Origin of the sequence: Streptomyces sp. WMMB 322, from assembly GCF_900090145.1 — a bacterium.
Classification (GTDB): domain Bacteria; phylum Actinomycetota; class Actinomycetes; order Streptomycetales; family Streptomycetaceae; genus Streptomyces.
Window position 1 is genome coordinate 136,762 of the sequence record NZ_FMHI01000011.1, and the last position, 17,342, is coordinate 154,103.

Annotated in this window: 18 protein-coding genes; 6 read left to right on the forward strand and 12 right to left on the reverse strand. The window is 70.5% G+C overall.

The annotated features are described in order from the left end of the window. Positions 1 to 60: 60 nt before the first annotated feature. From H180DRAFT_RS18435 to H180DRAFT_RS18450, 4 genes are all read right to left on the reverse strand, one after another. Complete coding sequence (locus H180DRAFT_RS18435; protein ID WP_055487185.1) at positions 61 to 642, reverse strand: putative glycolipid-binding domain-containing protein; 582 nt, start codon at positions 640 to 642, stop codon at positions 61 to 63. A gap of 175 nt (positions 643 to 817) precedes the next feature. Then, a complete protein-coding gene (locus H180DRAFT_RS18440) occupies positions 818 to 1,684 on the reverse strand; it encodes a hypothetical protein (RefSeq protein WP_055487186.1) in 867 nt (288 codons plus the stop codon). 441 nt (positions 1,685 to 2,125) lie between these two features. Then, positions 2,126 to 2,776: an MOSC domain-containing protein gene (locus H180DRAFT_RS18445; protein ID WP_055487187.1), complete on the reverse strand. Its 651-nt coding sequence runs from the start codon at positions 2,774 to 2,776 to the stop codon at positions 2,126 to 2,128. A 95-nt stretch (positions 2,777 to 2,871) separates the two neighbouring features. Further along, entirely contained in the window at positions 2,872 to 3,375 is a 504-nt protein-coding gene (locus H180DRAFT_RS18450; RefSeq protein WP_055487257.1) for a metallophosphoesterase family protein, read from the reverse strand. Between the two features lie 125 nt (positions 3,376 to 3,500). Here H180DRAFT_RS18450 and H180DRAFT_RS18455 point away from each other — a divergent pair, with 125 nt between their 5' ends. Further along, positions 3,501 to 3,944: a DUF6174 domain-containing protein gene (locus tag H180DRAFT_RS18455; protein ID WP_139151408.1), complete on the forward strand. Its 444-nt coding sequence runs from the start codon at positions 3,501 to 3,503 to the stop codon at positions 3,942 to 3,944. A 90-nt stretch (positions 3,945 to 4,034) separates the two neighbouring features. On the opposite strand, the gene H180DRAFT_RS18460 is transcribed toward H180DRAFT_RS18455, so the two are convergent. The 5 genes from H180DRAFT_RS18460 to uraD all read right to left on the reverse strand — a co-directional run bounded on the left by H180DRAFT_RS18460 (position 4,035) and on the right by uraD (position 9,312). After that, complete coding sequence (locus H180DRAFT_RS18460; RefSeq protein WP_055487258.1) at positions 4,035 to 5,462, reverse strand: nucleobase:cation symporter-2 family protein; 1,428 nt, start codon at positions 5,460 to 5,462, stop codon at positions 4,035 to 4,037. 314 nt (positions 5,463 to 5,776) lie between these two features. Then, positions 5,777 to 7,171 (reverse strand): 8-oxoguanine deaminase, encoded by a 1,395-nt coding sequence (locus H180DRAFT_RS18465; protein ID WP_055487189.1) that lies wholly within the window; start codon positions 7,169 to 7,171, stop codon positions 5,777 to 5,779. Between the two features lie 211 nt (positions 7,172 to 7,382). Then, positions 7,383 to 8,303 (reverse strand): factor-independent urate hydroxylase, encoded by a 921-nt coding sequence (gene pucL, locus H180DRAFT_RS18470; RefSeq protein ID WP_055487190.1) that lies wholly within the window; start codon positions 8,301 to 8,303, stop codon positions 7,383 to 7,385. 6 nt (positions 8,304 to 8,309) lie between these two features. Next, positions 8,310 to 8,720, reverse strand: a complete 411-nt coding sequence (gene uraH / locus H180DRAFT_RS18475) for a hydroxyisourate hydrolase (RefSeq protein ID WP_055487191.1) — start codon at positions 8,718 to 8,720, stop codon at positions 8,310 to 8,312. Then, positions 8,710 to 9,312 (reverse strand): 2-oxo-4-hydroxy-4-carboxy-5-ureidoimidazoline decarboxylase, encoded by a 603-nt coding sequence (uraD, locus tag H180DRAFT_RS18480; protein ID WP_079100216.1) that lies wholly within the window; start codon positions 9,310 to 9,312, stop codon positions 8,710 to 8,712. The genes uraH and uraD overlap by 11 nt, the downstream gene beginning before the upstream one ends. 283 nt (positions 9,313 to 9,595) lie before the next feature. On the opposite strand from uraD, the gene H180DRAFT_RS18485 reads away from it, so the two are divergent. Beyond that, the gene (locus H180DRAFT_RS18485; RefSeq protein ID WP_055487259.1) at positions 9,596 to 9,982 is read left to right on the forward strand and encodes a nuclear transport factor 2 family protein; all 387 of its coding nucleotides are present in this window, start codon (positions 9,596 to 9,598) and stop codon (positions 9,980 to 9,982) included. Further along, positions 9,979 to 10,461 (forward strand): MarR family winged helix-turn-helix transcriptional regulator, encoded by a 483-nt coding sequence (locus H180DRAFT_RS18490; RefSeq protein WP_055487192.1) that lies wholly within the window; start codon positions 9,979 to 9,981, stop codon positions 10,459 to 10,461. The genes H180DRAFT_RS18485 and H180DRAFT_RS18490 overlap by 4 nt, the downstream gene beginning before the upstream one ends. 384 nt (positions 10,462 to 10,845) lie before the next feature. On the opposite strand, the gene H180DRAFT_RS18495 is transcribed toward H180DRAFT_RS18490, so the two are convergent. Both H180DRAFT_RS18495 and H180DRAFT_RS18500 read right to left on the reverse strand, forming a co-directional pair. Continuing rightward, positions 10,846 to 11,265, reverse strand: coding sequence for a helix-turn-helix domain-containing protein (locus tag H180DRAFT_RS18495; protein ID WP_055487193.1), 420 nt, complete (start codon positions 11,263 to 11,265; stop codon positions 10,846 to 10,848). Further along, on the reverse strand, positions 11,262 to 11,576 hold the full coding sequence (locus H180DRAFT_RS18500; RefSeq protein ID WP_074466866.1) for a YkoF family thiamine-binding protein: 315 nt from the start codon (positions 11,574 to 11,576) through the stop codon (positions 11,262 to 11,264). Before H180DRAFT_RS18500 ends, H180DRAFT_RS18495 begins: the two co-directional genes overlap by 4 nt. A gap of 244 nt (positions 11,577 to 11,820) precedes the next feature. Between H180DRAFT_RS18500 and H180DRAFT_RS18505 the strand changes: the two genes are divergently transcribed. The 3 genes from H180DRAFT_RS18505 to gcl all read left to right on the forward strand — a co-directional run bounded on the left by H180DRAFT_RS18505 (position 11,821) and on the right by gcl (position 15,448). Continuing rightward, complete coding sequence (locus H180DRAFT_RS18505) at positions 11,821 to 12,657, forward strand: TIM barrel protein (protein ID WP_055487260.1); 837 nt, start codon at positions 11,821 to 11,823, stop codon at positions 12,655 to 12,657. A 163-nt stretch (positions 12,658 to 12,820) separates the two neighbouring features. Next, on the forward strand, positions 12,821 to 13,726 hold the full coding sequence (locus H180DRAFT_RS18510; protein ID WP_055487194.1) for a 2-hydroxy-3-oxopropionate reductase: 906 nt from the start codon (positions 12,821 to 12,823) through the stop codon (positions 13,724 to 13,726). Between the two features lie 3 nt (positions 13,727 to 13,729). Beyond that, entirely contained in the window at positions 13,730 to 15,448 is a 1,719-nt protein-coding gene (gcl, locus tag H180DRAFT_RS18515; RefSeq protein ID WP_254666074.1) for a glyoxylate carboligase, read from the forward strand. Positions 15,449 to 15,653: 205 nt separating this feature from the next. Here the strand turns inward: gcl and H180DRAFT_RS18520 are convergent, their stop codons facing one another. Next, positions 15,654 to 17,300, reverse strand: a complete 1,647-nt coding sequence (locus H180DRAFT_RS18520) for a BCCT family transporter (RefSeq protein ID WP_055487196.1) — start codon at positions 17,298 to 17,300, stop codon at positions 15,654 to 15,656. Positions 17,301 to 17,342 lie beyond the last annotated feature (42 nt).

The window sequence follows — 17,342 nt, forward strand, 5'->3', positions numbered from 1 at the left end:
CGCGCCGGGACACAGGCCGCCGCCACGGCAGCGGGGCAACATCGGCGCGGTGGCCGCCCGTCAGGTGACGCGGATGGCGATGCCCGGGTAGTCGTGGAGGAGGCCCGAGCTGTCGTAGGCGAGACGGGCTTCGAAGCCGAAGGAGGGGGCGGAGTACTCGTAGCGCTTCCGGCCCGTCTTGTCGCGGACGAGTTCATAGCTCTGGTTGAGCCGGTCCACGGCGAGTTCCCCCGCACGCACATACACGGCGGGCGCCTCGGCGCGTTCCCCCTCTGCGAGAGACAGCCGGCGCACGGGCAGCGCGTTGGTCATGGCGGAGGATTCGAGGTCGATGTCGAGGCATCCGTCGAGTTCGGACGCCACGACGCCGTCGACCAGCCAGTGTCCCTCTCCGCTGCTGATGATCGACCTCGTGACGCGGCCGGCGGCGGAGCGGCCGGAGATGTGCGCGGAGCGGGTGACCCAGGCGCTGTCGAGTTCGAGTTCGTAGTCGACGATCCAGGTGCTGCCGTCCTCAACGGCCGTCGTGCAGCCCTGGATGCGCCAGCCTTCGCCGGTGGTCCGGAAGTACACGACCTCGAAGCCGGCTCTGGCCTTGATGTGCTGCCATGCTGCGGTCTTCGGCGGGTCACGGAAATCCATTGCCGGCGCCCTCCTCCAGGGTCGGGGGCACCATCCTTACCCGCGCCCGGGGGCACGCCGAGGCGGCTCGCCGGTCGCCGGGAGGGAGCGGTGGCACGGGCGTCCGGGTGCCGGGCGGGGCTGCGACGGGAACTGGCCGAATCCGGGCGGCGGACCGGGAGGCGGCCGGGGTGCGTCAGACGACGCGGCTGTCGAAACCTGCCCGCTTCGCCTGCGCGCGGCGCTCCTCCCCCGCCTCTTTCCGCCACTGCTCGAAGTCGTCCCAGTCCAGTGGCTGCATGCACATCAGCTCACCCGTTCCGGGGACGAGCAGCACGCCGCCGAAGACTTCGTCCCCGGCGAACCAGCCCCCGTCCGCGATCGCGTCGGGCCAGCGGGGATGACCCATCGGCTCGCGGGCGACCATGTCCGGCGACTTCAGGCCCTGGTAGCCCAGTACCACCACGCGCTTCCCGTGCCGCCACAGCTCCAACCCGTAGACCGGGGCGCGGAATTCGAAGGAGTAGACGCTCAGGACGCGGGCGCACTGCCGCACCCAGCGCAGCTGGTCGAACCAGAAGACCGTCGCCAGCGCGATGCCGAGCAGCCCCACACCCATCAGCGGTATGAGGGAGGCGGCCCTGGTCACCAGCGGCACGGCCATGAGAACGAGGCTGGAGACGACGAGCACGGCGTAGCGCTTCAGGAGGGCCGCGTACAGGAAGTTCACCGGGCCCCGGTGATCGCTGCCGTCCGTGGGGTACGGCGCCGGGGTGCCTCTCGACGGCCGGCGCAGCACGTACCGCACCGCCATGACCTCGAGGACGGCGAGCCCCAGGAACCCGGGTATCGCGAGGAGGACGAGACCGCCGCTGCCCAGGAAGAGCGTCATCCCGTAGGAGGCGGCGGCCGCCACCGCCCAGAGCACCTCACGTCTGAGCGGGACGGCACGCTCCGGAAGGCCCACGGGGGCCGGCGGGTCCTCCGGAGGAGAGAGCGTGCGGGCCTCGGGCGGCACACCGGCCGCCTCGTCGCTGCCGCGTTCAAGTGAGGCCCCTGGCATGACATCTTCCTGTTGATGGTCCGCAGTCACCGAAACACCGTTCCTTCACTGCATCAGCCGCGGAGCCGGGGGTGCCGGCTCCATGTCTCCCCCGGGAAGTCGCTCCACGCGGGGCCGTCGGTGAGACGTCACCGTACTCGTCCGCGGCGGGCCGTACGGGAAGGATGAGCCATCAGCAAAAGACCTCGTCAGGACGCTCCCCGGATTTCCGGCACGCCGGGAGAATCAGCCGAATCCGCCGAGATCGCACCAGAGGACGAGTAACCACTCACGGTTGTCCCGGCCAGCTCGCCTCCAGGCCTCGCTTGGCGGCACCGGGGGTGAGGGCGTCACCGTTGAGGAGCGGCCGGTCACGCGAGCGTTGGCGGCTGCCGCCACTCGGCACCCGTCTCCCGTCTCCCGTCTGCCGCCTGCCGCCTGCTGCCTGCCGCCGGCCGCCTGCTACGAGCCGATTCGCCTGCGGACGTGTTCCATGTCCTCCTCCGGCAGTGCGTCGGCAGCCAGAAGCCTCGGCAGCAGCCCCGGTTCACGTGTCAGCGCACGGAAGGCCAGAGCCACGGTCACGTCGTGATCGGGGCGGTGCCGGATCTCGACACCGTCGCCTGCCCGGATCTGACCGGGCTCGATCACGCGCAGATACGCACCCGGAATCGCGGCCAGAGTGAACTGCTTGATCCACCCGTCGCGTTGCAGCCAGCCCTGGAATGTCCCGCACGGAACCCGCGGGCAGGACACTTCGAGGACGACATCCGAGCCGACGCGCCAACGCTCCCCGATCAGGGCTCCGTTGACGTCCAGGCCGAGGGTGGTGAGGTTCTCCCCGAACACGCCGTTCGGGAGTGTCCGGCCCAACTCGGCTTCCCAGCCGTCGAGATCCTCCCGGGCATAGGCGTACACGGCCTGGTCACGGCCGCCGTGGTGTTTCACGTCGTAGACCCTGTCGCCGGCCAGGCCGACAGCGCCGTCCCCCTTGGGCCCGGGCGCGGTGACCGATACGGGCCCGGCCACAGGCTGCTTGTCGATCCCCGTCGCGGCCTGCTGCTTCCACGGGTTGGGGCGAGGACGGCCGACGTTGACGGAAATCAGCTCCATGCCGCACGACGCTACGGGCGCCGGCCCTCTTCCGCGAACGCAATTCGGGGAGCGCTCCGCAGCGACCGAACGCCCCCGCCGGAACGGACCGGTGGTCAGTTGCGGCGCGGCAGGCGGTGGAGCTGCACCTGTGACAGGCCCTCGTCGGTCACCGCGGCAGTCATGTAGGTGCAGTTCGGCTGGCGTCTGCGGTCCGTCGGCGAACCCGGGTTGAGCAGCCGGAGCCGGCCCCGGGCCGTGCTGTCCCAGGGGATGTGACTGTGGCCGAAGACCAGCACGTCCGCTTCCGGGAAGCGTTCGGCGCAGCGGCGCTCGCGGCCCCGCGCCTCACCTGTTTCGTGGACCACGGCGAAGCGCACCCCGGCGAGTTCGGCGTACGCCACCTCCGGCAGGCGTGCGCGCAGAGCGGGTCCGTCGTTGTTGCCGTGGACGCCGACGAGCCGCCGGGCGCGTGCCTCGAACAGGTCGAGGGTGCCGGTGTCGACCCAGTCCCCGGCGTGGAAGACGACGTCGGCGGCGTCCAGTTCTCCGAGCAGCGCCTCCGGGAGTCGCTTGGCGCGCTTGGGCAGGTGGGTGTCCGTGGTAAGCAGCAGTCGCACGCCGGTGACGATAGCGCCCGGGGCATCCCGCGAGTCGCGGTGGAGCCGCACGTCCGTGCCTCGTCGGGGGCGTCGTCTCCGACCGTCCCGCGGAACCCGGAGGCCGATGGCCGCGTCGCATTCGCATGAGCCATGCATGGGGGAACGCACGCACCTCGCTGGGGGCCGCCGCTGGAGTCACGTTGGCCGGGGCACTGCTCAACGGCTGCGGCACCGGGAGCGAGTACTCCGGCGGGACCGACTGGAAGGCGCCCCGCCGCTACAGCTACACGCTGGAGACGAGCACCATGGCAGTGACCGGGTCCTTCCGGGTCCGTGTCAGGGACGGCAAGGTCGTGCGGGCGCGGCTCCTCGACGGAAGCAGGATGCCTGCCGGGCGGCTGGAGGAGCGGGTCCACTCCGTCGAGGAGTTGCTGAAGCGGGTCGAGGACGCGCGGGAAGTGGACGCACACCGGGCCGATGTGGCGTACGACGGCGACCACCGTCCCGCACGCATCGAACTCGACCCGTACGAGGAGGCCTCCGACGACCAGGCCTCGTACAGGATGCGCGACTACCGGATCGGGTGACGGCATCGGGTTGCGGCGTCGAGCGACCACGGGGCCGCGCGCGGCGGCGTCCTACACGGGGGGCCGGGCGGCCCCGGCCCGGTGCGCCGGTCAGGGTCGGCGCGAGGGCTGCTCCGCCGGCACGTCGCCGGCCCGCGGCTCCGGCACCGCGGCCTCGCCGGCGGCGCGGGGCCGGCGTCCCAGATGGTTGAAGAGCAGGTTGAGGACGACCGCCGTGACGCACCCCGTCGAGATGCCGGAGTCCAGGATGATCCGCGCGCCGGCCGGGAAGACGCCGTAGAACTCCGGGGCGGCGACGGGGATGAGACCGACGGCCAGCGACACCGCGACGATCACGATGTTGCGGTCGTCGGCCAGGTCGGCCCTCGCCAGGGTGCGCACGCCGCTCGCGGCGACGGAACCGAAGAGGACGACGCCCGCCCCGCCGAGCACCGGTTGCGGCACTGTCGCGATCAGGGCCGCTGCCGCCGGACACAGGCCCATCAGGATGAGGATGCCGCCGCCCGCGGCGACCACGTAGCGGCTGCGGATCCTGGTCATCGCCACCAGGCCGATGTTCTGGGCGAAGGCGGTGGCCAGGAAGCCGTTGAAGAACGGGCTGATGAAGGAGCCGAGGGTGTCGGCGCGCAGCCCCGCGGCGATGGTCTTCTCGTCGGCGGGCCGGTCCACGATCTCACCAAGGGCGAGCATGTCGGCCGTGGACTCCGTCATCGAGACGAGCATGACGATGCACATCGAGATCACGGCGGCGACGGCGAACTGCGGAGCACCGAAGTGGAAGGGCGTGGGGAAGCCGACGATCCCGGCGTCGCGCAGCGCGCCGAAGTCCGTGATGCCGACGGGCACGGCGATCAGCGTGCCCACGACGAGTCCGAGCAGCACCGCGATCTGCTTGACGAACCCGCGGGTGAAGCGGCTGAGCAGCAGGACGACGACGAGGGTGACGCCGGCCATGGCGATGTTCTTCGTCGCGCCGTATCCGGGTGCCTGCGGGTCGCCGCCCTGCGCCCAGTTGAAGGCGACCGGCATCAGCGAGACGCCGATGAGCGTGATGACGCTGCCCGTGACCACGGGCGGGAAGAAGCGCACCAGTTTGCTGAAGTACGGCGCCAGGAGGAAGCCGAGGGCGGCCGCCACCATGCAGGCGCCGAATATGACGGGCAGCGCGTCCTCACTCCCCTCCGACTTGTGTATCGCCAGCATCGGCGCGACGGAGGCGAAGGTGACGCCGTTGACGAAGGGCAGGCGTGCGCCTATCCGCCACACGCCGATGGTCTGGAGCAGCGTGGCGATGCCCGCGAGGAAGAGGCTGGCGCCGGTGAGGAACGTCAGTTCCGTGACGGACAGCCCGACGGCCGAGCCGATGATCAGGGGCGGGGCCACCACGCCCGCGTACATGGCCGCCACGTGCTGGATGCCGGTGGTGAGGAGCTTCAGGGGCGGGAGGGACTGGTCGACGGGGTGCTTGCCCGGCGGCGCCGGGTCCGGTCCCTGCTCCGGGTCGGGCCCCTCGTCCAGGTCCGGCCCCTGCTCCTGCCTCTGTTCCTGCCTCTGCTCCGGGTCGGGCCCGTGCTCCGGGTCCGGTGCGGGTTGCCGGTGGCTGCCGTCCTGCGGCTGGTCGTCGTGTGCGGGCGTCTCGGTCACGGCGGATCCTCCTGTCGCTCTTCACAGGTCACGTTCGTTCGACGTCGTTTCTGCGCCGCTACGCCCGGTGGTGCCGGACCGTCCCGGGACGTGAGGGGTTGGGCCACGTCCCGGGAACGGCTTGTGTGGTGTCCGGCCGGGAGCCGTCCCTCCCGGCCGGAGTCATGGGGTGCCGCGTTCCGGGCTGCTCAGCCCTCGTCCGCGGCGATGCGCGCGAGCCTTTGGGCCTCGTCCCGCGTCTCGCGTGCGATCAACTCTTCGTCGGCGTTGGTGAGATGGCCGTCCTCGACGACGGCGCGGCCGTTCACGAGGGACAGCGTGACCGGTGCCGCGGCGCCGAGCACGAGCGCGGCGACCGGGTCGGCGATGGAGGAGTGCCCGATGCCGTCGATGCGCCACAGCACCAGGTCGGCGAGCTTGCCGGGCTCCAGCGATCCGATCTCCTCGGCCCTGCCCAGGACTTCGGCTCCGCCGTACGTCCCGAGCCGCAGCGCCTGGCGTGCGGTGAGGGCCTGCTCCTTGTGTGCGCCCAGCCGGTTGATGAGGAGGGCGTTGCGCAACTCGGTGTGCAGTTCGCCGGATTCGTTCGACGCGGTGCCGTCCACGCCGAGGCCGACCGGGACACCGGCGGCGAGCATGTCCGGCACCCTGGCGATGCCCGCTGCCAGGCGGGCGTTGGAGGACGGGCAGTGGGCCACGCCCGTGCGGGTGCGTGCGAAGGCCGCGATGTCGGAGTCGCTCATGTGGACGCAGTGCGCCATCCACACGTCGTCGCCGAGCCAGCCCACGGACTCCAGGTAGTCGGTGGGGCCCATGCCGAACCGCTCGTGGCAGAACTTCTCCTCCTCGACGGTCTCCGAGCCGTGCGTGTGCAGCCGTACGCCCTTGCGGCGGGCCAGTTCGCCTGCCCGGCGCAGCAGTTCGGTCGTCACGGAGAAGGGCGAGCACGGTGCGACGCCGACGCGCAGCATCGAACCGAAGGACGGGTCGTGGTGGGTGTCGATGGCCTCTTCGGTGGCGGCCAGGGCGTCGTCGGTGGTCTCCACGGCGAAGTCCGGGGGCAGTCCGCCGTCGGAGGTGCCCAGATCCATCGAGCCGCGGGTGGGGTTGAAGCGCACGCCGATGTCACGGGCGGCGCCGATCTCGGCGCCGAGGAGGTCGCCCGAGCCGCGCGGGAAGACGTAGTGGTGGTCCATCGCCGTGGTCACACCGCCGCGCACCATCATGCCCAGGGAACCGCGGGCGGCGGCGCGCACCATGTCCTCGTCGATGCGTGCCCACACGGGGTAGAGGGCGACGAGCCAGTCGAAGAGGTTGGCGTTCTGGGCGAGTCCGCGGGTGAGCCACTGGTAGAAGTGGTGGTGGGTGTTGACGAGGCCGGGCGTGACGAGGTGCCCCGTACCGTCCACACGGCGCACGACGTCGCCGAGCCCCGCCGGTGCACCGCCCTCCCCGACCGACTCGATCAGGTTGCCGGCGACGACGACGTGGCCGCGGGCGTGCTCGGTGCCGTGCGCGTCGACGGTGGCGACGGCGCAGTTCTCGATGACGATGCGCTCTGTGCGGTCTGCCGGATCAGTCATGGCTGGGGAGTCCTCGATGCCGGTGGGCAGGGTAGGGGTTCAGGTACGGATACGGATCGGGTACGGATACGGGACCGCGTTCGGATACGGGTTCGGGACCGGATTCGGGTTCGGGAACATGTGCGGGCCGGGCGGAGGATCGGGGACGGCAGCCGGTTGCCGCGGCCCGCCGCTTCCGGGCCCGTTCTGGCAGGTCGGCCCCGTCGGCTTCTCACAGGTTGGTCATGTCGACGGGTATGCGCGCCTCGGCGCCCTCGCGCAGCACCGTCGCCTCGATGAGTCCGTAGGGGCGGTCGGCGGCGATGTAGACGGCGCCGTCGGCCGCTTCGTTCTTGATGCCGAACGGCTCCAGATCCACCCTGAAGTGGTGCTTGTTGGGCATCGAGAAACGGATCTCCTCCAACTCGGGCCTGCCCTCCAGGACTTGGGAGCCCATCGTGTAGAGGGTCTGCTGGAGGGAGAGCGAGTAGGTCTCCGCGAAGGCCCGCAGCATCAGTGCCTTCGTCTCTTCGTAGGAGCTGTTCCAGTCGGGCGCCGCAGTGCCGTCGTCGCCGCTCCAGGAGTGCCGCCACACCGCGCTCACATCGGTGGCGAGGATGCGGTCGTAGTCCTCCTTCAGCGTCGTGTACTCGTCCTTGATGTATCCCCAGAACTCCGAGTCGGTGGAGTTGAGGACCGTGAGTCCCTTGAGCCCGCCGAGGACTTCGACGGTGGAGCCGTCGTATGTGACCTGCGCCGTACGGGTCTCCTGGCCGCGCCGCACGAAGGAGTGCGAGGCCTCGCCCCCGGACGTGGCGATGCGCTCCCACGCGTACTCCTCGACGCGGATGCGTGCGGTGCGGATCGGCTCGGTCGCGTCGACGAAGTGCCGGGCGAGCGCGAGGCCGAACTGCTCGGCGGATTCGACGCCTTGCTCCTTGGCGAAGGCGAAGACGGTGTTCTTGGTGGTGTCGGTGGGCAGGACGTTCGCGTTGGAGCCGGAGTAGTGGACCTCATCGAGGTCGCCGCTGAGGGCGACGGAGACGTTGAGGTCCTTGATGTGGTGGGTCGCGCCGTCCCTGGTGATCTTGACGACGCGGTTCTCCGCCTTGCCGTACTGGTTCTGGCCGAGAGTCGTGGTCGGCACCGTCATTCGCTGTCAGCTCCCTCGGTATACGGAATAGCCGAACGGGTTGAGCAGCAGCGGCACGTGATAGTGCTCGCCGGGGGCGACCGCGAAGACCACCGTCACCTCGGGGAAGAAGCTCCCCCGCTCCCCCGTCTCGTGCTCCCCTTGTTCCCCGTGCGTCCTGTGCGTCCTGTGCGCGCTGAGATACGGCTCCACCGCGAAGGTGAGCCGGGCGTGTGCGGTGCCCTCCGGCAGCGCCGGAAGGTCCTTGCAGCGTCCGTCCGCGTCCGTCACCGAGACGGAGTGCGCGCTCCATTCCGCGGTGCTGTCCGTGCGCACGGACAGCTCCACGCCGACGCCCGCGGCGGGACGCCCGACGCTGGTGTCGAGGATGTGCGTGGAGACCGACGCGGTCGCGCCGCCGGGGTTGTCACCGCTCATGCTCGCTCGCCTTCTCTCCTGGGCCTGCCGGCCCCGATGGTGCTCCCGTCTGCGCCGGTCGGGCCGCCTGCGCCGGTCGGGCAGCCTTCGCCAGTGAGGTCAGCCGGATCCGGTTGATCTTCGTCAGTTCGGTGCGGACGATCTCCCGCTCTTCCTCGGGTGAGTTGCCGATGCGGCTGCGTGCGGCGTCCCTCATCTGCTCGCCGCTCAGACCGGTCGCGCAGATCAGGAAGACGTGTCCGAACCGTTCCTGGTAAGCCAGGTTCAGCTCCAGCATCTCCGCCTTCAGCGCCTCGGAGGCCCCGGCCATGCCGCGCTGCTCGCGCGCGGAGGACGGATCGCCGGGACGTGGACGCCCGATGGGCGGGTGGCCCGCCATGGCCTCGTCGAGGTCGACGGCGGTCAGCTCCGCCATCGCCGCGTCGTTGGCGGCGAGCAGCCGTTCCGGGGTGGCGTACGGCCGGCCCTCGAGCAGTGCTCCCGCCCACGCCCGGGCGGCGCACACCCCGAGGAGCGCAGCGCGGGCCTCGCTCTCCTGGGCGGAGTTGAGCCAGGTCAGACCCGGCGTCGCGGGGGAAGGGGAAGGCGTCACGTATGCCTCCGGAGAGTGTTCGGACTGGGAACAGCTAAACCCCGGAGGAGGACAACGTCAACAGTTTGTTGAAATTCTGATCCGGTCGACGACGGCCCCGGCACGGTCGGTTCGAGTCCGGCCACAGCCCGAACTCCCGGCCCGGAGCGCCCGGATGAGCGTGACTGTCACCGGCGAAGCGGGCCCGTCACCGGCGGAGCGTGACCGTCACCGGCGGAACTGCCAGGACTTCCGCTGCCGCCGCCCCGCTCCCAAATACATGCGATTCGCATACAGTGCCTCCATGAAGCCCGAAACCCTGCTGGAAGCAGCCGTCAGCCGCTGGCACACGACGGTCAACGACGGCGATCCGGAGGCGGCCGCGGACGCGGTCACCGACCCGGTCGTCGTGCTGGGCCCGAAGGGCGCCGGCTCGATCACCGCCGCCCAGTTCGCCGACTGGGTCCAGCGGTCCGGGATCAGGCTGGTCCCGCAGACCTGGCATCCGGTCAGTGAGCGGCTGGTGGTGGTCGAGGAGGACGCCACCTGGCCCGGGAGCAGCACCCCGGCCCGCGTGGCCACGGTCTTCCGGGTGACCGGCGAGCGGGTGTCCGCCTCGCTGCGGCTGCCCGATCTCGAGTCCGCACTCGAAGTGGCCCGCATCTGCCGCGAGATGGCTGCCACCGAGTGAGCGGGAACCGCGACACCGGACGGCAGGACGCGGAGCAGCCCGGCACCGGGCGCGGCCCCGGCCAGGTGCTCTTCGAGTTCGTCCGCCACTGGTCGCGCCGCCCTCACGCGGGTGAGTCCCAGGGGGCGGAACAGGGGCGTCTCGTGCTCGTCACGGAGGCCGTCCACTCGCTGACGCGGCGGGGGCCCGCGACGGTCAACGCGGTGGCCCGCGAGATCGGCATCGACCAGAGCAATGCGTCCCGCCTGGTGAAGAGCGCAATCGCCGCCGGTCACCTGCGGATGCGGGCGGCCGACGCCGACGGCCGGCGCCGCGAACTGTCGGTGACGCCGGCGGGCCTCGCCATGCTCGACAAGGCGCACCGGTGGCAGGAAGCCGTCTTCGACCGGCTCACCGAGGGGTGGAGCGAGGAGCAGCGCGCAGGCTTCCGTCAGGCGATGCTGAGCCTGCTGGAACGGTCACATGCGGCCGGTTCGTGACGTCACGTCACGAACCGGCCGCCGCAACGAGGGCTGTCGTCGCGTCGCGCCTTACGTGGCCGACGCGGGACGCGGGATGCGGGACTCGGGATGCGGGACGCGGGATGCGGGACGCGGGATGCGGGACGCGGGATGCGGGATGCGGGATGCGGGATGCGGGATGCGGGATGCGGGATGCCGGAGGTTCTCGCAGGCCGACGGGCAGGTGTCGCAGTTCACCACGCCGAGGTACGTGCCTCCGTGCGGCCCACCAGGGTCACCCGGGAGCGCAGGGACGGCGGCTCGCGCTCCGCCTCTCCGCGTCACAGCCGAAGGGCCGGCGCCCGCAGAGCTCGTCCCGGGCGGCGGCCGAAGCAGGTACCGGCAGGACAAGCGCGCACCCGGTCACCGGGGATCACCGCCCGCTCCCGTACCCCGCTGCCTGGCCCGCTTCTCCTCCTGGGAGTTGATGTAGTTGTAGACGGTGAAGCGGCTGACGCCGAGCGCGCTCGCGACCGTCTCGACACCGTGCCGCACGGAGAAGGCGCCACGGCTCTCCAGCACGCGCACTACCGACTGCTTCGTCCTGCGGTCCAGTTCGGCGAGCGGCATTCCGTGGCGGCGTTCCAGTTCGGCGAGGATGTGGTCGAGGGAGTCGGACAGGTGGGGCAGCCGCACAGCGACGACGTCCCTGCCCTCCCACGCGAGGACCACGTCGTCGCCCCGGGCCTCCTCGGGAGCGACCATCTCCGCGCCCATCGCGTCGACGAGGGGCTTGACCGCGTCGGCGAAGCGGCGGCCCTGGTCTCCGTCGGCAGCGGTCATGCCCCGCCCCCGGCGGTACCCGGGGCCGTGTCCGTGTCCGCGTCCGCGTCCGTGCCCGCGTCCTCGTCCTCGTCCGTGAGGACGTTGAGCTGGAGCGAGATGCGGGTCGCGCCGGCGCCGAGCGAGTCGTTCAGCACGGCCCGGACGGCTTCCAGCACGTCCTCGGCCCGGCCCTCGACCGTGTTGCCGAAGGGGCCCACGTCGACGGAGTCGAGCGGTGCGCTGTGCACGACGTCGCGGGCCACCAGGGCATGCCGCGGCGGCTCGTCCAGGTCGAAGGGCTCCGTCGTGAACTCGGCTCGCAATCGCACGTCGTCAACCTACGCGAACGTCACGGGGAGCGGCCATCCGAAGGGGGGCAGGACGGCGGCAGGACGGCGACGGGACGGCGGCCTGCGGCCGGGGTACGCGGTTCCGTGCTGCGGCAGACCTCTTGACAGCTTCCGGGATTCGGGAGCACTCTTCCATGAAGTAGAAAGCAACTTTCACGATACGAAATAGGCACCGACCGGAGGGAAGGCGATCCGCGTGGCGCCCCAGTCCGAGCTCGCCGGCATCGGCGGCACCGATCACCGCTACACCGTCAACCTGTCGATCCTCTTCACCGAGCTTCCGCTGCTGGAACGCCCCGCCGCGGCGGCCGAGGCAGGCTTCACCGCGGTCGAGCTGTGGTGGCCGTGGGTGGACGCGCCCGTACCGGAACGGGCCGAACTGGACGCCCTGCGGCGGGCGTTGACCGACGCCGGTACCCGGCTGACGGGCCTGAACTTCTACGCCGGGAAGCTGCCCGGACCGGACCGGGGCGCGCTGTCGGTGCCGGGCGAGGAGTCGGAGAAGTTCCGCCGCAACATCGACGTCGCCGTGGACTTCGCGCAGTCGGCCGGCTGCACCGCGCTCAACGCCCTCTACGGCAACCGCGTCTCCGGGGCCACACCGGAGGAGCAGGACGAACTGGCCCTGGAGAACCTGGCGTCGGCGGCACGCGCGGCCGACGGCATCGGCGCGGTGCTGCTCATCGAGGCCCTCAACGCCGTCGAGTCGCCGCACTGCCCGATCGTCAGCGCCCCGAAGGCCGTCTCCGTCGCCGACAAGGTGAACGAGGCAACCGGACTGGACAACGCCAGGTTCCTGATGGACCTCTACCACCTGGCGATGAACGGCGAGGACCTGCACAAGGTCATCGACGAGCACACCGCCCGCACCGGACACGTCCAGATCGCCGACTGCCCGGGACGCGGAGCCCCCGGAACCGGCGAACTCGACTTCCCCGACCTGCTCGAACGCCTCTCCAAGGCGGGCTACGAGGGCCGCATCGGCCTGGAGTACAAGCCCGGGGACCAGCCGAGCGCCGAGAGCTTCGGCTGGCTGCCGCGCTCGCTGCGCGGCGCCTGAGCGCGAGGTCCGGTACCGGCCCCGGACGCGTGCCCGGCGCCCGGCCCTGCCGCCCGACACCGGCCCCGCACCCGGCACTTCGCCGCCGGGCACCCGCGCATCCGTGCCCGGCTCTGTGCCAAGTACGCCCGTACGCAACAGACTTCGAAAGGCATGACGCCCCATGAGCCACACCCCGGACAACACCAAGGTCGCCTTCATCGGCCTCGGCATCATGGGCGCGCCCATGGCGCGCAACCTCCTCAAAGCGGGTTACGACGTGACCGCCTTCAACCCCACCGCCTCCAAGGTCGAGGCATTCGTCGAGGACGGCGGCAAGGGAGCCTCGTCCGTCGCCGAGGCCGTGCGCGGGGCCGATGTGGTCATCACCATGGTCCCGGCCTCACCGCAGGTCGAGCAGGTCGTGCTGCACGAGGGCGGCGTCCTGGAGAACCTCCGCCCGGGCGGCCTGCTCATCGACATGTCGTCCATCACTCCGCAGACCTCGGTGGAGGTGGCAAGGGCCGCCGCTGCCAAGGGAGTCGACGTGCTCGACGCACCCGTCTCCGGAGGCGAGGCGGGAGCGGTGGAAGGCGCGCTGTCCATCATGGCCGGCGGCGAGCAGGAGACCTTCGAGGCGGCGCGGCCCGTCCTCGAAGTGCTCGGGAAGACGATCGTGCTGTGCGGCCCGCACGGCTCGGGCCAGACGGTGAAGGCGGCCAACCAGCTCATCGTCGCCGTCAACATCGAGGCCCTTGCGGAGGCCGTGGTCTTCCTGGAGAAGTCCGGCGTCGACCTCCCGGCCGCACTGGAGGTGCTCGGCGGCGGACTGGCGGGCTCCACCGTGCTGAACCGCAAGAAGGAGAGCATCCTCGCGGGCGACTTCCGCCCAGGATTCAAGATCGACCTGCACCACAAGGACATGGGCATCGTCACGGACGCCGCTCGCAATGTCGGCGCGGCCGTCCCCGCGGGCGCGCTCGCGGCGCAGCTCGTCGCGGCACTGCGGCAGCAGGGCGACGGCGGTCTCGACCACTCCGCGCTGGTGCGCGGAGTGAGGCGGCTGTCCGGCGAGAAGACGGAGGACTGACGCATGGCCCCGAAGAGGATGCCCGCAATGAACGCCGCCGTCTCCATCATGGTCGACGAGGGGGTGGACATCGCCTTCGGCTGCCCCGGTGCCGCGATCCTTCCCCTGTACAAGGCGATGGAGGAGGACGGCCGCATCGAGCACCTGACGGTCCGCCACGAGGAGGGCGCGACCCACATGGCCGACGGATGGGCCCGTACGAACGGCAAGGTGGGCGTCGCCATCGCCACCTCCGGCCCCGGCGCGACCAATCTCGTCACCGGCCTCTACACCGCCCAGGCCGACTCCATCCCGATGGTGTGCCTCACCGGCCAGGCGGTCTCGCCGAAGCTGCACCAGGAGGCCTTCCAGGCCGTCGACATCGTGGAGATCGCCAAGCCCGTCACGAAGTGGGCCGTGCAGATCAAGGAGCCGGCGCAGATCCCGTGGGCCTTCCGGGAGGCGTTCCGCATCGCCCGTACCGGCCGTCCCGGACCGGTGCTGATCGATCTGCCGCTGGACCTGGCCAAGCGGGAGATCACCTACGACGCGGAGATCGACACCCGCCTGCCGGTGCCCGCCGTCGAACCTCATCTGCCGCGCGTGGAGCGGGCGCTGGAGATGCTGCTGGCCGCCGAGCGGCCGCTGATCCTGGCGGGCGGCGGCGTCATCCTCGCCGATGCCGGCGCCGAACTGCGTGAGCTCGTCGAGGAGTTGAGGGTCCCCTTCCAGGTCACCCTGATGGGCAAGGGCGTCATCGAGGACGATCACGAACTGAATCTCGGCACGACCGGCATCCAGACCTCGCAGCGCTATGCCAACGCCTCCTTCCTGGAGTCCGACTTCGTGCTCGCCGTGGGCGCACGCTTCGGCGACCGGCACACCGGCGCGAACCTCGACATCTACCGCGGCGAGCGCACCTTCGTGCACGTCGACATCGAACCGGGCCAGATCGGCAGGGTCTTCGAACCGGACCTCGGCATCGTCTCCGACGCCGGCCTCTTCCTCTCGGCGCTGCTCGCGGCGGCCCGCAAGCGCAAGGCGCGTGCTGACGTGGGCAGTTGGGTCGAGCGCTGCAAGGAGCTGAAGCGGACCCTGGTGCGCAGGGAGGACTTCGACTCCACTCCGGTGAAGGCGCCCCGCGCCTACAAGGAGATCAACGAGGCCTTCGACGAGGACACCTACTTCGTCACCGCGATCGGGCTCTACCAGATCTGGGGCGGGCAGCACCAGAAGGCGTACCTGCCGCGGCACTACCAGGTCTGCGGGCAGGCGGGTCCGCTCGGCTGGGAGGTGCCGGCAGCGATCGGCGTGAAGAAGGCGCTGGAGGGGATGGGCAGGCCGGACGCCGAAGTCGTGGGCATCGTCGGCGACTACGGCTTCCAGTACCTGGTGGAGGAGCTGGCGGTGGCCGCCCAGTACCACGTGCCGTACGTGCTCATCATGCTCAACAACGAGTATCTGGGCCTGATCCGTCAGGCCGAGATCGGTTACGGCATGAACTACCAGGTCGACATCCACTACGACGAGTTCGGCACGGACAACGTCAAGGTCATGGAGGCCTACGGCTGTTCGGGACGGCGAGTGCGGGAGCCGGAGGACATCGCCGGCGCGATTCAGTGGGCCCGCAAGGAGGCGGTCGCCACCTCGCGTCCCGTCCTCGTGGAGATCATGATCGAACGCGAGGCGAACACGCCGCACGGGCCGGACATCGACGCCGTGCGGGAGTTCGAGGAGGCGTAGGGCCGCTCCGGCGGATCTTCGCGGGCTCGCGATCCCGGCACCGCACCTCGCTGCGGTCGCCGGGGATCCGCCGGACAGCCCCCGGCTCCGCGGATGCCGGCCGGCTGTGCTCAGCCGGCCGGCACCCGCCTGCCCGGAGCCGGACCCCGCCCGGTGCTGCCGTCACCTGGCTCGGCTGCCCGGCAGCACCGGAGGGCGGGGGCCGTCAGCCCTTCGAGGACCCTCCCGGGCGGTCGCCGGGCGCGGCCTGGCGGGGGACGTCCAGCGTGCCCCGCTCCAGGTTCTCCTCGATGACCTGGATGGTCTTGTCGATCATCCGGTCCTGCTGTGCCTCCCTCTTGGCGTCGAGGTACGCCTGCCGTTCCCTCCGGAAGGACTTCAGGGTCGCGACGCACATGGCGAGCATCACGAGACTGAACGGCAGCGCGATGATGATCGCCGTGGTCTGGAGGGTGGTGAGCGAGTCGGTCGCGCTTCCGCCCGCCGTCAACAGCGCGATGGCGACGGCGCCTTCGGCCAGCGCCCAGAAGACGCGGCTCCAGGTCGGCGGATTGGGGTCTCCCCCGGAGGCGAGCATGTCGACCACGAACGAACCGGAGTCGGAAGAGGTCACGAAGAACAGCACGATCAGCAGAATGGTCACGCCCGCGACGAAAGTACCGCCCGGCATGGTGTCGAGCAGTTCGAAGAGCGCGTTGTCAGTGCTGGGACCGTCCTTGCCGATGAGGCCGCCCCCGCCGAACATCTCACGGTGCAGCGCCGAGCCGCCGAAGACCGCGAACCAGAAGAACGTCAGCAGCGTCGGCACCAGCAGCACGCCGCACACGAACTCACGCACGGTCCGGCCCCGGGAGATACGGGCGATGAAGATCCCCACGAACGGCGCCCAGGAGATCCACCATCCCCAGTAGAAGACCGTCCAGCTCTTGACCCAGTCGGTGCCGTCGCTTCCGTGGACGGCTCCGGTGTCGAAGCTGAGACGGAGCACGTTCTGCAGATAGGCGCCGATGTCCTGGACGAACCCGTTCATGATGAACAGCGTCGGTCCGGCGATGAGCACGAAGAGCAGCAGGCAGGCCGCCAGCACCATGTTGATGTTGGAGAGCCACTTGATGCCCTTGCTGACTCCGGTCACCACGGAGACGGTGGCGACTGCGGTGATGCAGGCGATCAGCACGACCTGAAGGCTCGTGCCGGGGTTGTCCACCCAGCCGGTGAAGCCCATGCCGGCGGATATCTGCATCACGCCGAAGCCGAGGGAGGTCGCCACTCCGAACAGGGTGCCGACGACGGCGACGGTGTCGATGACGTCTCCCCAGCGGCCCTTGACCTTCTCGCCGAAGATCGGCTCCAGCGCCCAGCGGATGGAGACCGGACGGCCCTTGCGGTGCACCGCATAGGCGACCGCGAGACCCACGACCACGTAGATCGCCCAGGGGTGGACACCCCAGTGGAGGAACGTCTGGATCATGGAGAACTCGGCCTTGGCGGCGGCGCTGTCGCCCACTCCCGGCTTGGGGTCGTGGTAGAAGCTCAGCGGCTCCGCGACGCCCCAGAAGACGAGCCCGATGCCCATTCCCGCGGCGAAGAGCATGGCCAGCCAGGACATGAGGCCGAAGTCGGCCTTCTGATCGTCCTTGCCCAGCTTGATGTCGCCGTAGCGGCCGATGCCCACCCAGAGGGAGAAGATCACGAAGAGGGAGACGATGGCGGTGTAATACCAGCCGAGGCCGCCGACGATGCTGTCCTGGACGGTACTGACCAGGCTCGCCGCGGACTTCTGGAAGATCACCGCGTAGAGCACGAACCCCACGATGATGACGGCCGAGGGGTAGAAGACCCCGGGGGCCACGGAACTCGCGGCCTTCCCCTTCCCACCTCCCTCGGGAGACGC

Coding starts and splice junctions, on each gene's coding strand:
- H180DRAFT_RS18435 (WP_055487185.1), bottom strand. CDS start 642: ATGGATTTCCGTGACCCGCCGAAGACCGCAGCATGGCAGCACATCAAG.
- H180DRAFT_RS18440 (WP_055487186.1), bottom strand. CDS start 1,684: ATGCCAGGGGCCTCACTTGAACGCGGCAGCGACGAGGCGGCCGGTGTG.
- H180DRAFT_RS18445 (WP_055487187.1), bottom strand. CDS start 2,776: ATGGAGCTGATTTCCGTCAACGTCGGCCGTCCTCGCCCCAACCCGTGG.
- H180DRAFT_RS18455 (WP_139151408.1), top strand. CDS start 3,501: ATGAGCCATGCATGGGGGAACGCACGCACCTCGCTGGGGGCCGCCGCT.
- H180DRAFT_RS18465 (WP_055487189.1), bottom strand. CDS start 7,171: ATGACTGATCCGGCAGACCGCACAGAGCGCATCGTCATCGAGAACTGC.
- pucL (WP_055487190.1), bottom strand. CDS start 8,303: ATGACGGTGCCGACCACGACTCTCGGCCAGAACCAGTACGGCAAGGCG.
- uraH (WP_055487191.1), bottom strand. CDS start 8,720: ATGAGCGGTGACAACCCCGGCGGCGCGACCGCGTCGGTCTCCACGCAC.
- H180DRAFT_RS18485 (WP_055487259.1), top strand. CDS start 9,596: ATGAAGCCCGAAACCCTGCTGGAAGCAGCCGTCAGCCGCTGGCACACG.
- H180DRAFT_RS18495 (WP_055487193.1), bottom strand. CDS start 11,265: ATGACCGCTGCCGACGGAGACCAGGGCCGCCGCTTCGCCGACGCGGTC.
- H180DRAFT_RS18510 (WP_055487194.1), top strand. CDS start 12,821: ATGAGCCACACCCCGGACAACACCAAGGTCGCCTTCATCGGCCTCGGC.
- gcl (WP_254666074.1), top strand. CDS start 13,730: ATGGCCCCGAAGAGGATGCCCGCAATGAACGCCGCCGTCTCCATCATG.